10 protein-coding genes are annotated in these 16,757 nt (G+C 41.3%); 9 read left to right on the forward strand and 1 reads right to left on the reverse strand.

Annotation, left to right across the window (positions count from 1 at the left end; genetic code table 11):
• Positions 1-59 precede the first annotated feature (59 nt).
• Positions 60-2,537: a mechanosensitive ion channel family protein gene (locus GM920_RS01640; protein ID WP_182952870.1), complete on the forward strand. Its 2,478-nt coding sequence runs from the start codon at positions 60-62 to the stop codon at positions 2,535-2,537.
• A gap of 68 nt (positions 2,538-2,605) precedes the next feature.
• Here GM920_RS01640 and GM920_RS01645 read toward each other — a convergent pair whose 3' ends face one another.
• Positions 2,606-3,220 carry a hypothetical protein gene (locus GM920_RS01645; RefSeq protein ID WP_182952871.1) on the reverse strand — a complete coding sequence of 205 codons (615 nt, stop codon included), beginning with the start codon at positions 3,218-3,220 and terminating at the stop codon, positions 2,606-2,608.
• 182 nt (positions 3,221-3,402) lie between these two features.
• On the opposite strand from GM920_RS01645, the gene GM920_RS01650 reads away from it, so the two are divergent.
• The 8 genes from GM920_RS01650 to egtB all read left to right on the forward strand — a co-directional run bounded on the left by GM920_RS01650 (position 3,403) and on the right by egtB (position 16,755).
• Complete coding sequence (locus tag GM920_RS01650) at positions 3,403-5,214, forward strand: right-handed parallel beta-helix repeat-containing protein (protein WP_182952872.1); 1,812 nt, start codon at positions 3,403-3,405, stop codon at positions 5,212-5,214.
• Between the two features lie 35 nt (positions 5,215-5,249).
• Complete coding sequence (locus GM920_RS01655; RefSeq protein WP_182952873.1) at positions 5,250-5,726, forward strand: hypothetical protein; 477 nt, start codon at positions 5,250-5,252, stop codon at positions 5,724-5,726.
• Between the two features lie 79 nt (positions 5,727-5,805).
• Entirely contained in the window at positions 5,806-10,146 is a 4,341-nt protein-coding gene (locus GM920_RS01660) for a CusA/CzcA family heavy metal efflux RND transporter (protein ID WP_182952874.1), read from the forward strand.
• Between the two features lies 1 nt (position 10,147).
• A complete protein-coding gene (locus GM920_RS01665; protein WP_182952875.1) occupies positions 10,148-11,284 on the forward strand; it encodes an efflux RND transporter periplasmic adaptor subunit in 1,137 nt (378 codons plus the stop codon).
• 215 nt (positions 11,285-11,499) lie between these two features.
• Positions 11,500-12,879 carry a mercuric reductase gene (locus GM920_RS01670; RefSeq protein ID WP_182952876.1) on the forward strand — a complete coding sequence of 460 codons (1,380 nt, stop codon included), beginning with the start codon at positions 11,500-11,502 and terminating at the stop codon, positions 12,877-12,879.
• 66 nt (positions 12,880-12,945) lie between these two features.
• Complete coding sequence (locus GM920_RS01675; RefSeq protein ID WP_182952877.1) at positions 12,946-13,950, forward strand: ABC transporter ATP-binding protein; 1,005 nt, start codon at positions 12,946-12,948, stop codon at positions 13,948-13,950.
• On the forward strand, positions 13,943-15,550 hold the full coding sequence (locus GM920_RS01680; RefSeq protein WP_182952878.1) for an ABC transporter permease/substrate-binding protein: 1,608 nt from the start codon (positions 13,943-13,945) through the stop codon (positions 15,548-15,550). The genes GM920_RS01675 and GM920_RS01680 overlap by 8 nt, the downstream gene beginning before the upstream one ends.
• Positions 15,550-16,755, forward strand: coding sequence for an ergothioneine biosynthesis protein EgtB (gene egtB / locus GM920_RS01685; RefSeq protein WP_182952879.1), 1,206 nt, complete (start codon positions 15,550-15,552; stop codon positions 16,753-16,755). The genes GM920_RS01680 and egtB overlap by 1 nt, the downstream gene beginning before the upstream one ends.
• The last annotated feature ends 2 nt before the right edge of the window (positions 16,756-16,757 follow it).

Below are 16,757 nucleotides of genomic sequence, written 5' to 3' on the forward strand. Positions count from 1 at the left end.
CTTTTTGAAGAAAAATAAATGCTGCATTTTCCGTATTATTGAAGTTTAAACAAGAGTAGATGGTCGTTTTTAGAAAAATTAGTGTTTTGTTTCTGTTTTTTGCGTGTGTATCTAGCCTGTTGTCTTTAAATGCGCAGACAAAAGATTCACTGAAAAAGGGCAATAGAACGGATAGTGCAAAACTCGACTTTGTAGGCAAAATGCAGGCTTTTGCAAAAGTGTCTGCAAAGAGGAGTGCCGATGATTTTGCTGCTGATAAGGCCACAACTGCTCAGATTAAAACTTTTGAAGAGATCAGGAGAACGATGCAAAAAGCAAAGATCTATCTGAAAACCAATCTGGATACCACTGGTACAAAGACTGACCTGATTGCGATTGACAAAGATTTTACCATTGCCGGTGATGGGGTTTTTACCAACAAAGGTAAAGCTCAAACTTTTCGGAACTTAACCGCTACAGCTAAAATATTATCAGAGCTGCTCAATAAAGCCAATACCAGAAAAGCGAAATTAGAAGTTCGTCAGCAGGATATCAACACTTTACGCTACCAGCTGGATTCTCTATTGAGTGTGCCAGCCTTGTTTAAGTTTCCAGGGGATTCTACCACACTCATGAAATACCTTCAAAAAATAGAAGTCATTGCCTATGAAACAGGTCCTGTGGATACCACCTTAAACATCGCAAGTAACAACATTCAAAGTCTCCTGAATCAGGTCAATATGACTGTTTTTAAACTTCAAGGTAGTTTAGAAGAGATTGACGCTTATCAGAAAGATATGGTGGATCATACCTTCAAAAGGGAGTTTCCAAACATCTGGCATCCTCAGAACTTTAATCGTCCACTGATAGAGATTCTCGATTTTTCGAAAACAAAAGGACTGTTGGCTTTCAGCTTTTACGTTGAAAATAATGCAGGTAAAATGATCTTATTGGTGTTGCTCTGCATCACTTCCTTCGTCTATTTGAGATCTCTTAAAAATATTTATGTTAAGGGTAATCTCCTAAAATCTGATTTTGAGGGGCAATTGGTATTGAGGTATCCTTTGCTTTCCGCCATATTGATTGTGGTCACTCTATTTCAGTTCATTTTTCCTGCACCTCCCTTTATTTTAAACTTTATTTTTTGGACGGTTTCCTGCATTTGTTTAACGGTCATTTTCAAGGGATTTGTAAGCGCCTTTTGGATGCGTGTATGGTTGTTTATGGTGTTGTTTTTTCTATTTGCCGCAGGAGATAATCTGATCTTACAAGCTTCTGCTGCGGAGCGTTGGTTTATGTTGATCACTTCGATCCTTGCGGTATTAGTAGGGGCCTTAACCTTAATCAAAGGAAATCAGGAGGAGTTAAAGGAAAAATGGATCAGCTGGTCAATCGCTTTCATGGTGTTCCTGGAGTTTGCCGCGGTCATCGCCAATGTTTTCGGGCGTTATAACCTGTCAAAAACACTATTCATTAGTGGATTTCTCAATGTCGTGATTGCAATTCTCTTTCTATGGACGCTGAGGTTGATTAATGAGGGGTTATTGATGGCTTTTAATGTGTATTCTGCTCAGGATAGAAAGTTGTTTTACCTGAATCCGGAAAGGGTAGGCAAAAAGGCTCCGCTATTGTTTTATGTGTTGTTGATCATCGGCTGGCTGGTGCTATTAGGACGTAATTTCCCTTCCTTTGATTACCTTTCAAAACCGTTGTTAACTTTTTTTAGCGAGGATCGCACACTCGGTAATTATACTTTCAGTATTAATAATATGCTCCTTTTTGTGGGTATTATGGGGAGTTCTGTCCTGATTTCTAAGATCGTTTCCTTTTTTGTTGCAGATAGGCAGGTTTCCACGGGAAAGGATAAGAACGAGCGACAAGGGATTGGAAGTTGGTTGCTGTTGGTCCGTATTGCGATCCTTTGTGTGGGGTTATTTTTAGCAGTTGCTGCGGCAGGTATACCGGTAGATCGGATTACCATCGTCCTGGGAGCTTTAGGTGTAGGTATCGGTTTTGGTTTGCAGACCTTAGTGAACAACCTGGTGAGCGGATTGATTATTGCCTTTGAAAAACCCGTTAATGTAGGGGATATCGTAGACATCGCCGGCCAAGGGGGTACAATGAAGTCCATTGGCTTTAGAAGTAGTGTGATTTCCAATTGGGATGGCGCAGATGTAGTTGTGCCGAATGGTGATATTTTAAATGCGCATCTGATCAATTGGTCCCTTGCTGGAAACCGGAAACGGGTATCCATCATGATCGGTATTGCTTACGACTCAGATCTTGAAAAATGCAGACAATTACTAACCGATATCCTAAACAAGGATCAACGCATTGGTAAAAATCCAGCTCCGATTGTTCAATTTGAACAGTTTGGAGATAGCGCTATTGACCTTAAAATCTATTTCTGGACAAAACATATTGGAGAAGCATATGCCACAAGAAGTGACCTTATTATAGCAATTACAGCGGCCTTCAAGGAGCATAAAATCAATATTCCTTTTCCACAACAAGAAGTGTATATCCGTAATCTGGCTGATCAGTCAAATCCTGTGTAGGAGGTTTTGTGTGCTATCTAAAGAAAATCCAGGGATGATCTTATTGAGCAGCCCTGGATTGTGAAGGTTTACCAATCGAAAGATTCATCCGTAGGATTTAAACCCTTCACTAGGTCCTGTTTAGCATCCACAGGATGAACTGCTTGTGTACTCGGATTTGAAGGGTAGTTTTTGCCATTGAATTTCATCAGGTGGTCTTTACCATTACTAGGAAGAATTAAATCTTTCCAGCCTTTACTCGTGGTGTTGCCAACCATAATAGGGTAGTCTACAACTGTAAATTTATTGATCAATTCTCCTTCGGGGCTAAGTAGAAGTAGGGTGCAGCCTCCAGATCCGCAGAAATAGGAGCCTGTTAAGCCCACAAATATTTCCTTTTTAGGATCTTCATTGAGGTTGTATTCAAATAGCTTAAATTTTCTGCTTTGCGCGTCAATCAGGTTTTTAGCCAGATCATCCTTGAACATGGTACTTAATTTAAGCTTGACCAGTTCAACTGTTTTAAGGTCAGTTTTATGTTCTTTTGTGGCCGTGGTATCATTAGTACTTTCAGCAGATTGTTGCATTTTAACTGTGCTGTCACTGTTATTTTTGTCAGCACTTAATTTTTTGTCGGAGGAATTGCAGCTAAGTAGTAGCATCCCACTTAGGAGGCCAACAACTGGAAATTGTAGTTTCATCATGTCGTGTTTTTAATAGGAGTATAAATATACTGCTTTTGTGTGGACAGGAATTGCATTTGGTTTTTTTTGTAAAAATTAAAATACATAAGTGTGTGCCGACCTATATTTGGCTCTATACTTAGGAGGGGCATAGGAACCACATTTATGCTTCAATAACGAAACAAATACCAAATAATACCCTTATGAAACCTAGACTACTGATTTTATTACTTTTCTGCTGTAAACTGTCTTTCGCTCAAGATATTGATGTGAGGAAATTTGGTGTTGAACCCAATACGTTTGCGGATGCTACTGCCGGGCTTGCGAAAGCAATTGAAGCCTGTCGGGACCAACCAAATTCAAGAGTTATTTTCCCTAAAGGCAGGTATGATTTCTGGCCAGACCAGGCTTTGGAGAATACTTATTACATCAGTAATACTTCCACAGTAGAGGAATATGCTTCCAAAAAAATTAAGGCGGGCTTATTACTGAAGCAGTTGAAAAATATAACCATAGAGGGGAATAATTCCAATTTTGTATTTCATGGGAAAATGGCCACCTGGATTCTGGACAATTGCGAGAACATTCGCATTCAAAATCTGAGTTTTGATTATGAACGTCCGGGAATGTCAGAGCTGAAGATAAAGGAAGTCAATCCGGCTTTTGTGCTCGCAGAAATACATCCGGATTCTAAATTCGACATTATCAATGGAACCTTACAATGGTACGGTGAAAAATGGATCACTAAGAATTTTCATGCGGTACTGTTGAATCCGGAAACTGGTGTCAACACTTACAGTTCCTGGGATCCTTTCTTGAAAAGCACTGCACATGTTGTTGCTCCCTTACTGGTTAAATTTGAAGGAGATTTTTCGAAGTTCAAGGCAAAACCGGGAGAAGTGCTCACTGTACGTGATCGTTACCGCGACTATGTGGGGGCTTTTAACAATCGATCTAAAAATATCTCCTTGCAAAATGTACACATGAATTTCATGCATGGTCTGGGAATTATCTCCCAGTTTTCTGAAAACCTCCATTACGATAGCGTTTATGTGGAACCTAAAAAAGGCAGCGGGAGATTGATTGCATCCTCCGCGGATGGAATGCATTTCTCTGGTTGTAAAGGACAGATTACGGTTGAGAACTGCAGGTTCAGTGGCCTGCATGATGATGCCATAAATGTACATGGTACCCATTTGAAAGTGATGGAAATTGTAGCTGGAAATCAATTGCGGCTGCGGTTTATGCATGGCCAGACTTATGGCTTCGAAGCTTTTGTAAAGGGAGATACCGTTGGCTTACTTCGCGCTAAATCCTTACAGATATTCGAAAATAATGTGGTCAAAAGCGTCAAGCTGATCAATGAAAAGGAAATCCTGATCACCTTAACTTCTGAAGTTTCCGGACTGCTTAAAACAGGTGATTTTGTCGAAAATATAACCTGGACTCCCTCCTTGACGGTAAGAAATTCCAGGTTTGCAGCTTCAAATGCGCGGGGAATATTGGTGACTACCCGCAGGAAAGTGCTGATAGAAAATAACAATTTCTTCCGCCTGGGGATGCACGCCATTCTAATTGAAAATGATGCTATGGGGTGGTTCGAATCCGGGCCGGTAACAGATGTGACCATCAGAAATAATGAGTTTACAGACTGTGCTTATAACAGTTATCCAAACAATTATGTCATCAACATCTTTCCTCAAAATGCGGAACTTGTTCCAAATTACTGGGTGCATAAAAACATTCGTATCCTGAACAATACTTTTAAGGTATATGATGATCCGATACTTGCCGCCAGAAGTACCAACGGTCTAATATTCCAAGGCAATAAAATCATACAAACCAATTTCATGAAAAGGGGAGATAAACGACCAGCGATCTTGTTAACTGCCGATACAAAAGTGATCATTAAAGACAATTCCTTTGGATCGGAGAAATTCCCATTGGTAGAATTAAGGAATATGAAGAAATCGGATATTCGAGCTGATCTGCCTTTTGTGCTTAAAGAAAAATAAATGATAAGCCCTCAGCCATCAGTTAAAGCCAACTGATGGCTGAGGTTTTTTTAAGAATCGTAACTAAATTTAATATAAAAGTTACGGTCTTTTCCTTTTTTTGGAGCAAAGAAACCAATACATTTGGGGAGTTGAAGAAGCACGTTTCCATATTTATAACTTTAATCCTCCTCATTTTTTCTACCGGATTGCAGGAATTAATTAAACTGCCCTTACTTTTTCAACACTATTTTGAGCACAAGGCTATAAATGAGGATATTACCTTCTCTACGTTTATTTTTGACCATTATAATTCTATTCCGCATACTGACAATGACCAGGAGCGCGATAACCAATTGCCCTTTAAGTCGATCGATCAAAACTTCGTTTTAACAAGTTCAGCGACTCCACCATTCCATAAATACCTCATCAAAACTTTCAGTGCCATCATACGGAATCGTCCGGTCATTTATAATGATGATCATGTTCCATTTGCCTACCTGGATACCATTTGGCAGCCGCCAAAAGTATGATTTATGCTACTAATCCAAGGGGATAATTCCTTGGCTTAGCTTTTATTGTTAGAAGAATAAATCATAATACAATTTTTTTATGTTGAATAAAATCATTGGGTTTTCTGTAAAGAATAAACTCATAGTGGCGCTATTTACAATTGCGCTGATCATTTATGGTGCTTTTGAATTGACAAAGCTGCCCGTAGATGCGGTACCTGACATCACTAATAATCAAGTACAAATCATCACCTCTGCACCTTCTTATGGGGCAACAGATATCGAAAGACTGGTGACTTTCCCTGTAGAACAGGCAAGTAGTAATATCGCAGGAATTAAGGAAATCCGGAGCTATAGCAGGTTTGGTCTATCCTTGGTGACGCTCGTTTTTAATGACGATGTAGATGTTTATTGGGCCAGACAGCAAGTTTCAGAGCGATTGTTGACGGTACAGGCCAGTATTCCAGATGGAATTGGGAAACCTGAAATGGGGCCTATTTCTACAGGTCTCGGTGAGATTTACCAATATGTATTGAAACCGAAAAAAGGCTACGAAAACAAATACGACATTACAGAATTGCGAACCCTCCAGGATTGGGTGGTCCGGCGCCAACTTTTAGGCGTAAAAGGCGTGGCTGAGGTGAGTAGTTTTGGTGGTAAGCTCAAGCAATATGAGGTGGCCATTAATCCCAATAAGTTACAATCCCATGGAATCACTATTGCCGATGTGTTTAATGCCTTGGAAAGCAACAACCAAAATACTGGCGGTTCCTATATAGAAAAGCAATCTTCTGTAAGCTACATCCGAAGTGAAGGATTGATTGAAAATAAAGACGACATCGAAAATGTAGTCATCAAAAACAAGAATAACAATGTGCCTTTGCTCATCCGCGATGTTGCAGAAGTAAAGATTGGTTCAGCAACCAGATATGGTGCCTTAATTTACAATGATGAAGGGGAAGTTTCCGGCGGAATTGTTATGATGTTAAAAGGTGCCAATAGTAATGTGGTGATTGAAAGTATCAAATCCAAGATTGCCGAAATTCAAAAAACTTTGCCGGAAGGGGTCGTTGTAGAGCCATTCCTGGATCGTACAGATATGGTGAGCAATGCGATAGACACCGTGAAAACTAACCTGATGGAAGGGGCATTGATTGTTATTTTCGTATTGGTTTTGTTTTTAGGGAACGTCCGGGCAGGTTTGCTTGTGGCTTCTGTGATTCCACTGTCCATGCTGTTTGCCATCATCATGATGAATTTATTTGGCGTAAGTGGAAACCTGATGAGCCTTGGCGCCCTGGATTTTGGATTGATTGTGGACGGTGCGGTGATTATCGTAGAGGCGGTCATGCATCAGCTCACACACAGCAAGAAATTCGCCGGACTACATACGCTGTCACAGCAGGAAATGGATAAAGAAGTGAAAAGTGCTTCTTCAAAAATGATGAATAGTGCCGTATTCGGACAGATCATTATTCTGATCGTTTACCTGCCGATTTTCAGTTTGCAGGGGATTGAAGGGAAGATGTTTAAGCCGATGGCACAAACGGTGGCTTTTGCACTTTTGGGTGCCTTTATCTTATCGTTAACCTATATACCGATGATGAGCACGGTATTTTTAAGCAAAAAGATAAGCGATAAAAAGAATTTCTCGGATCGCCTGATGGCAAAAATAGAAGCCGGTTATAGCAAGATCTTAAATCGTGCATTGGGCATTCCAAAACTCATTCTGACCGTAGTGGTGACCATGTTTGTCTTTGCTGTGTTTTTATTGACGCGATTGGGTGGGGAGTTTATTCCCTCTATCGAAGAAGGTGATTATGCGGTGGAAACGAGGGTGCTTTCGGGAAGTAGTCTGAACACCACAATAGAAAACGTACAAAAGGTTTCTGCGATTTTGAAATCCAGGTTCCCGGAAGTAAAAAATATCGTGACTAAAATCGGGAGTTCGGAGGTGCCAACCGAGCCATTGCCAATGGATATGGGCGATATGATCATCAACCTTAAAAAGAAAAGTGAATGGACATCTGCCAGTTCTTTTGATGAGTTATCTGAAAAGATGAGCAAAGCAGCGGCTGAAGTTCCTGGGGTAACCACCAGTTTTCAGTTTCCTGTACAGATGCGATTTAATGAGCTGATGACCGGGGCAAGGCAGGATGTCGTTTGTAAGATTTATGGTGAAAACCTGGATACTTTGAGTGTCTATGCCAAGAAGTTAGGCAATGTGGTACGAACTGTGGAAGGGACAACGGAGCATTATGTGGAGCAGATCAGTGGCACACCCCAAATAGTAATTAAGTACAACAGAGCTGCTATTGCGCAATATGGATTGAACATTTCTGAAGTCAACAGGAATATCAATGCAGCCTTTGCGGGCCAGAGTACCGGGCTGGTTTTTGAAGGAGAAAAACGATTTGAATTGGTGGTTAGACTAGATAATGACAATAGAAAAGACTTGTCAGATGTACAGCAATTATTGATTCCAACACCTGCAGGTAACCAGATTCCATTGAGCCAGGTGGCCACAGTGGAACTGGTAGATAGCCCAAGCCAAATTCAACGGGAAAACACTCAAAGAAGGGTGTTGGTAGGCTTTAATGTGAACGGTAGAGATGTGGAAAGCATCGTAAATGAGTTGCAGGAAAAGGTGGATAAAGAGATCAAATTGCCGGTAGGCTATACTGTGGCTTATGGTGGATCTTTTGAAAATCTGAATGAAGCTAAATCGCGATTGTCAGTCGCTGTTCCGGTATCGCTGATTCTCATTTTCCTGTTGTTGTATTTTGCATTTGACTCTATAAAATATGGACTGTTAATTTATACCGCCATCCCATTGTCGGCAATTGGAGGGATCTTCCTGCTGGCGATTCGCGGGATGACGTTTAGCATCAGCGCAGGAGTCGGGTTTATCGCTTTATTTGGAATCGCCGTGCTGAATGGGATTGTATTGGTTGCAGAGTTCAACCGCATTAAAAAAACAGGAGAAACGGATATGAAAAATGTAGTGATGCAGGGGACAAACACGAGGTTAAGACCGGTACTGATGACTGCTTTTGTAGCTTCCTTGGGCTTTTTGCCAATGGCATTGAGTAATGGTGCAGGTGCCGCAGTACAGCGGCCATTGGCTACGGTAGTAATTGGTGGATTAATGATTGCCACCTTGTTGACACTATTCGTTTTACCAATCTTATACATCGCAGTGGAGAAAGGTTTAAAGCCGGGTAAAAAAGCAAAGACTATCGCCACGATGATCTTGTTGTTTTTTGCTTTTAGTCCTTCCAATTCTGCGTTTGCACAAAGACCGATCGATTTAAAGGAAGCCTTAGACAGTGCAGCGGCCGCAAACATGTTGGTTAAAGGTCAAAAGTTAAGGGCAGAACAAGCGCAGCAATTGATTAAAAGCGGAATGGATATTCCACAAGCAAACTTATCCGGACAGTATGGGAAATTCAATAGCAATTTGATTGACAATTCCTTTGGGATTAGCCAAAGTCTCAGTTTGCCAACGGTTTACAGCCGACAAAAGCAGCAGTTGTCCGAAGATTGGAAATTGAAGTTGTTGGATGTAAATTTAAAGCAATCGGAGGTAAGAAAGATGACCACCACTATGTTTTATGAAATGTTGGTGATCGCTGAAAAGGAAGCTTTGTTAAAGGCTATGGACAGTACCTACCGGGAGTTTTTGAGAATTGCCACGTTGAGGTTCAAGGCAGGGGAAACCAATATGCTGGAAAAGGCAAGTGCGGAGAATCAATTGACACAAATCAACAGACAAAAGAAGGAGTTACAAAAAGAATTTAGTTTCCTGCAGCAGCAATTTATGTTGTTGATTAATAGTTCGGAAAGCCGTTTACCTCAAGCCGCTAATTTCAAGCTGGAGCTTACTGTGGTAGATCCGGAAGCATTGGAAAATCATCCTTTTTTAAAGCTGCATTTACAGCAGGAACAGGTGGCCAAAGCAGGAACAAGTGTCGCACAGTCAAAATTGCTTCCAGAAATTAACCTGGGCTATCAAAACATGAGTCTTCAGGATGGTCTCCGTTATGATTTAGGCTCGAGATTTCATTCCGTTCAGCTTGGGCTTGGGATTCCGATCTTTTCTGGCGCACAGAAGGCCAGGATAAAATCAGCCAGGACACAACAGGATTTGGCTGTCAATGAAACCAGCTATGCAAGGAAACAGTTACAAGCCGAGTTGGAGGACGGACTTCAGCAGTTGAAAAAGAATAGAGAAATCGTGCATGATTTTGAAATCAATGCTTTAAAAAACGCCAGAGAAATTACGCAAACACTGAATACACAGTTGCAAAAAGGGGAGATCAATTACCTGGAATGGACGATGTTAAACCAACAGGCTTTAGCACTCCGTATGGATTATTTAAATGCCATTATTAACCTGAACAACAGTATCATTCAATTGAATTACCTTTTATCAAAATAACATGAAATCTATAGTTTTTAAATATTTGCCAGCATTATTGATCCCTGTACTTATTTATGGATGCAGCAGTACTGCAAAAGAAGAGTCTAAAGTTGCCCTTAAAACAGATGAAAGTATCGTACAACTCAGTCCGGAGCAAGTTAAACAAATTGATTTGCAGATTCAGGAAGTACAACCTCGGGAGATCAGCACTGTGCTTAAATTGAATGGACAGATTGAAGTGCCCCCTCAAAATTTGGTGTCGGTCAGTGTGCCACTAGGGGGGTATTTGAAGTCAACACAAATGCTGCCTGGAACTCAGGTAAGAAAGGGGCAGGTCTTGGCCACCATTGAAGATCCGCAGTATATTCAATTGCAACAGGACTACCTGAGTACAAAAAATAAATTGGGATTTGCGCTGAAAGAATACAACAGACAGCGGGAACTTCATCAGGCAAAAGCGGGTAGTGATAAGGTTTTTCAGCAAGCAGAAAATGAGTATAAAAATTTCAGTATTGAAAGTAAAGCTTTAGCAGAAAAGCTGAGGTTGATCGGATTAAATCCGGCTAAACTTACAGAAGACAATATCAGCAGGACGATCGGGATTTATTCGCCGATTAACGGCTATGTGAGTAAAGTGAATGTGAATATAGGGAAGTATGTGGTGCCCTCAGATGTGATTTTTGAATTGGTGAATCCTGATAATATTCATTTGAACCTTACCGTATTTGAAAAAGACCTGAGCAAAATTAAAATTGGTCAGCAGGTGATGGCTTACAGCAATTCCAAGCCAGATAAAAAACACCTGACCAAGGTGGTCTTGGTGAGTCACGCGCTAAATGAAGAAAGAAGTACAACGGTCCATTGTGATTTTGAACAATATGATCAAAAACTGGTGCCAGGCATGTATATGAATGCAGTATTGGAGGTAAATAGCGATAAAGTGGATGCTTTACCTGAGGATGCTTTTGTGAGTTATGAAAATAAGGATTATGTGTTTGTGCAAAACGGCAAGGATGCCTTCAAAATGACGGAAGTGAAAAAAGGAGCTGCTGAACAAGGTTTCTCTGCGGTAAAATCAGATTTAAAAGGGAAACAGATCGTGGTAAAAGGCGCGTATTCATTATTGATGAAATTGAAAAATACCTCGGAAGATTAATTGGTTTTTTAAGCGCCGGCATTCTTCATGATATGTGCAATTGCAATGAGCAATGGAGCCCCCTGAATTTATTTCAGGGGGCTTTTTTATGGGATGATATTTCTTCTGCCATTGCTAAGCTTTTATCAAAAAGCTCCTTTGCTGTACCCAAACATTTGCGCGGAATAGGAGTTATAATAATTAGTTCATTTTGGAATCAATAAAAGCAGCAGCATATGAAACATTACGATGCAATCATTATTGGCGCAGGACAGGCCGGGGTACCATTGGCCAAAAAGCTGGCTGAAGCAGGGAAAAAGACAGCGATTGTCGAGCAAAGAATGGTCGGGGGAACTTGTATCAATGATGGATGTACGCCTACAAAAACCATTATCGCTTCTGCTCATGCTGCACATCAAGCCGGAATGGCTGGCCATCTGGGCGTAGAAATCGGTTCCGTAAAAGTTGATTTGAAGAAGATTAAAAAGCGGAAGGACGAAATCGTGGATTCCTTTAGAAATGGGGCGCAGAAAGGAATCTTTTCAACTAAAGGATTGGATCTTATTCAGGGGAGCGCTACTTTTTCTGGTCCAAAAGAATTAACGATTGCGACAAGTACAGGTGAGCAATTGGTGTTTTCTGCAGATTGGATTTTCATCAATACCGGAGCCCAACCTAAAATACCGGAGTTGAAAGGCTTGAATGACATCAATTACCTGACTTCTACCAGCATCCTGGATTTAACGGAAATCCCTGAACATCTGGTGGTGCTAGGTGGGAATTACATCGGATTGGAATTTGCTCAGGCATTTCAGCGCTTTGGCAGTAAAGTGACGGTCCTTGAAAAGTCTTCCAAAATTATGGGGCGTGAAGACGAAGATGTCTCCTCCGAAATGACTAAAATATTGGAGGATGAGGGCTTGGAGATCCTGACCAATACGACCATTAAAGAAGTTAAGGAGGAGCTGAAAGTGCTCCAAATCCAATTGAGCTCCAGCACTAAAACAAAAACAGTTAAAGCGAGTCACCTTTTAATCGCCATTGGCAGATCCCCACAAACGAGTTCCTTAAACCTGGACATCCCAGGAGTAAAAACAGATGAGCAAGGATATATTTTGGTGAACGAACGGTTGGAAACCAATGTGAAGGGAGTTTATGCACTGGGGGATGTCAACGGAGGTCCGGCATTTACACACATTGCCTATAATGATTATACGATTGTTTACCGGAATCTGATCGAAAAGGGAAAACATAGTACAAAGGATAGACAAGTTCCTTATTGCATGTTCACTGATCCCCAGCTCGGCCGGATAGGGCTTTCTGAAGCAGCAGCGAAAGCAAAGGGATTGGATTTTAAAGTAGCCAAAATACCAATGTCGCAGGTCGCACGTGGCATAGAAACCGGTCAGACCTTAGGTTTTATGAAAGCCATTGTGGATCCTAAAAGTAAAAAAATATTGGGTGCCAGTATACTTGCCGCCGAAGCTGGAGAAATTATGGCAGTATTGCAAATGGCGATGGCAGGAGGGATTACTTATGATAAAATTCGATATGGTGTTTTTGCACACCCCACATTCTCGGAGTCTTTGAATAATTTATTTATGAAATTAGATTAAGTAGGGGAATGGAATTCAATGATAGAATCTTTAAATTACCAATATATAAACCTTGAATACAAATAGATGATCGAACTATCAGGTGTCAGTAAGCGTTTTGGAAATACCCAGGCGGTAAAAGATGTTTCTTTTACCGTGGAATCCGGTGAAACCATGGTGCTTTTAGGGACGAGTGGTTGTGGTAAAACTACGACGCTTAAAATGATCAACCGCTTAATAGAACCTGATGCTGGAAAAATTAGTATCCATGGTCAGTCTGCATCAGATGAAAAGCCCGAAATGCTGAGGCGAAAAATAGGATATGTGATGCAGAATATCGGGCTATTCCCTCATTATACCATTTCTGAAAATATTGCCATCGTCCCAAAACTGCTCAAATGGACGGTCGAGAAGACCCGGGAGCGGACGCATGAATTGCTGGAAAAACTTCGGCTGTCTCCAGATTGTCTGGCCTTGTTTCCTCATGAACTGAGTGGGGGGCAACAGCAACGGGTTGGTTTGGCAAGGGCATTGGTCGCGGATCCTGCAATTTTACTGATGGATGAACCTTTTGGGGCGCTCGATAACGTAACCAGGTCGGAGATCCATGTAGAATTTAAGGCCTTGGAGGAGCTAAAAAGAAAAACCATCGTCATGGTAACGCATGATGTTCAGGAGGCATTTGATCTGGCCGATCGGATTTGTTTGATGAACAAAGGGGAGGTGGTACAAATTGGAACAGCCAAAGATTTACTTTATAGGCCTGTGAATGATTTTGCGCGTCAATTTCTGGATGGTGCCCGGCTGGCATTGGAATTTAAATGCGCGCGCATCAAAGACCTATGGGAGTTGCTGCCCCAACCTGCTACAATAAGGAATGATGCTGCTTTTTCTAAGGATTCTGGTGGAATAAAGGATAGATTTCAATCCGCAGATTTGAGTGTTTGGCTGGCAATTACCTATTTTAATTTTACAGAAAATGACTATGTTAGCTTTATTTTGGACAATGGTCCTGGCTGGATAAAAACTTTTAATTTTCAGGAGCTGAGCCAGGCTTTTTACCGCTATCAACAACAGAATATTCATGAATGATCGTCAGCAAACGTTGTGGAATTTCATGTGGGAACAAAAGGATAAGCTGGTCAGTCAGACTGTACAACACCTTGGCCTCACTTTTACCGCACTGGTACTCGCTATCGCGATAGGTCTTCCTCTTGGGATGTTTATCGCAAGAAAAAGAAAATGGGCTTCAGGGGTTCTGGGCTTTGCAGGTGTACTTCAAACCATCCCAAGTATCGCACTCTTAGGTTTTATGATTCCTTTACTGGGCATCGGTGCAAGACCTGCGATCGTTGCCTTACTCGTTTATGCCTTGTTACCGATTATCCGAAATACTTATACGGGTATAACCGGTGTAAACCGGGATGTGGTGGAGGCGGCAAATGCCTTAGGGATGAATAAAAAACAGGTTCTCTTTCATGTAGAGCTGCCTTTGGCTATGCCCGTGATACTTGCGGGAATCAGGACAGCGGCGGTAATTAATATAGGTGTAGCCACCTTGGCTTCCTTTATTGCTGCCGGTGGACTTGGGGAATTTATTTTTGGAGGAATTTCCCTGAACAATAGCAATATGATTCTTGCTGGAGCAATCCCAGCAGCTTTTTTAGCCATTAGCCTGGATTTTTTACTATCAAGGCTTCAGAAATTAGATATGATTAAATTAAAAAAAATAAGTTTTGTAGGCTTGGTTTTGATCCTTGCAGTGTTAGGATATAAACTTTGGCCGCTGATGATGGCGGACGATGATCATGGACATGATGTGTCTAGTATCGGCGCTAAACTAACCGCAGGTTTTACACCTGAATTTATGGGTAGGCAGGATGGTGACCTGGGCTTAAAGGCTGTTTATGGTTTGAAAATCCCGACCAGGGTGATTAGTGATGCCCTAATGTACAAAGCTGCCTATGAAAAAGAGATCGATGTGATCAGCGGCTATTCGACTGATGGCAGGTTAAAAGCTTTTGATTTGGTGGTTTTGAAAGATGATAAGGGAATATTTCCACCTTATGATGCGGTACCTATTGTCAGACAAACTGCTCTAAAGAAGTTTCCACAATTGGAAGCGGTTTTGAATCAGCTGGCGGGGAAAATAAACGACGCTACCATGATCGATCTTAATTATCGTACAGATTATCTGAAGCAAAGCCCGGAGCGTGTGGCTAAAGATTTTTTAATGTCTGTCGGACTCTATAAAAATCCCCGCAATGGAAATGGGGAAGTCCTGAGGATAGGTTCAAAGATATTTGGCGAACAATATATTCTTGCTCAGATCTATCGCATGTTGATCGAAGGCAACACGAATTATCAGGTCGCTACAAAATCTGGTTTGGGTGGTACAAAAATCTGCTTTGATGCACTGGTCAATGATCAGATAGATTTTTACCCTGAATATACCGGTACGGGCTTACTGGTTTTATTAGCCCCTGCGCAGTCCCTGCTGAAGGAAATGGGGCAGGATAAAGAGAAGGTTTATGATTATGTGAATAAAGCGTTTCAGCAAAAATATCAGGTGAAGTGGCTTAAACCTATAGGTTTTAACAATTCTTATGCCTTGATGATGAGGGAAAAACAATCGAAAGCAATTCGTGTTACTACCATTACAGAACTTAAAAAATACATAGATACGAATTGATGAAACTTTCGGAACAGTACCTGCAGATTAGAAAACATTCTGAACAGATTTGTGAACCTTTAGAGACTGAAGACTATGTGGTGCAGCCCATTGTGGATGTGAGCCCTCCTAAATGGCATTTAGGGCATACCACCTGGTTTTTTGAGACCTTTATTTTACAGCCCTATTCAGCGGGTTATCAGGTTTACGATACTGCCTATAATTATGTTTTTAATAGTTATTATGAAACGATTGGAAATCGGGTGATCCGTACGGACAGAGGAAATTTGAGCCGGCCAGGCGTACAAGAGATTTATCAGTATCGGGCTTATGTAGACGCGGAAATGATTCTATTTCTGGAGAATCCATTGCCGGCAAAGGTAGAAGAATTACTGTTTCTAGGCTTTAATCACGAACAGCAACATCAGGAATTATTACTTACCGATATCAAATATATTCTGGGACATAATCCGCTTTTTCCTGCTTACCGTAAAGAAAGGGTTGCGCATGCTGGAGGTCATGAGCAGAGCGATCATCAGGGCCCAGCTCTGGAGCTGGAATATTCCCAAGATCAATTGGAATCCAGCGCAATGAGGAAAATTGAAGCGGGCCTTTATGAGATTGGTTATGCCGGAAAAGACTTCTGTTTTGACAATGAACTGGGTAGACATCAGGTTTATTTACCAGAATTCTCCATCAGTTCCAATTTGGTTAGTAATGCCGAGTATCTTGAATTTATCAACAGTGGCGGCTATCAGAATTTTAACTGGTGGCATTCTGAAGGTTGGGACTGGCTAAAGAACAACCACATTGTTGCACCAATGTATTGGCATTTAGTGGAGGATGTTTGGCATACTTATACGCTTGCAGGGCTCCAACCTGTGGCACTTCATGAACCATTAACACACATCAGTTATTATGAAGCCTACGCTTATGCCAGCTGGGCTAAACTGCGGCTTCCTACGGAGTTTGAATGGGAGGTAGCCGCAGATTCTTTTAAATGGGGGCAACGATGGGAATGGACAGAAAGTGCTTATTTACCTTATCCAGGATTCAGTAAAGCACCAGGAGCCATCGGAGAGTATAATGGGAAATTTATGGTCAATCAGAAGGTACTCCGGGGCGCATCTATTGCCACACCGGAAGGACACAGCAGAAGTACTTACAGGAATTTTTTTCATCCACATTTAAGGTGGCAGTTCACCGGATTACGACTTGCTAAATAATA

It is taken from the genome of Pedobacter gandavensis, from assembly GCF_014172405.1.
Taxonomy (GTDB): domain Bacteria; phylum Bacteroidota; class Bacteroidia; order Sphingobacteriales; family Sphingobacteriaceae; genus Pedobacter; species Pedobacter gandavensis.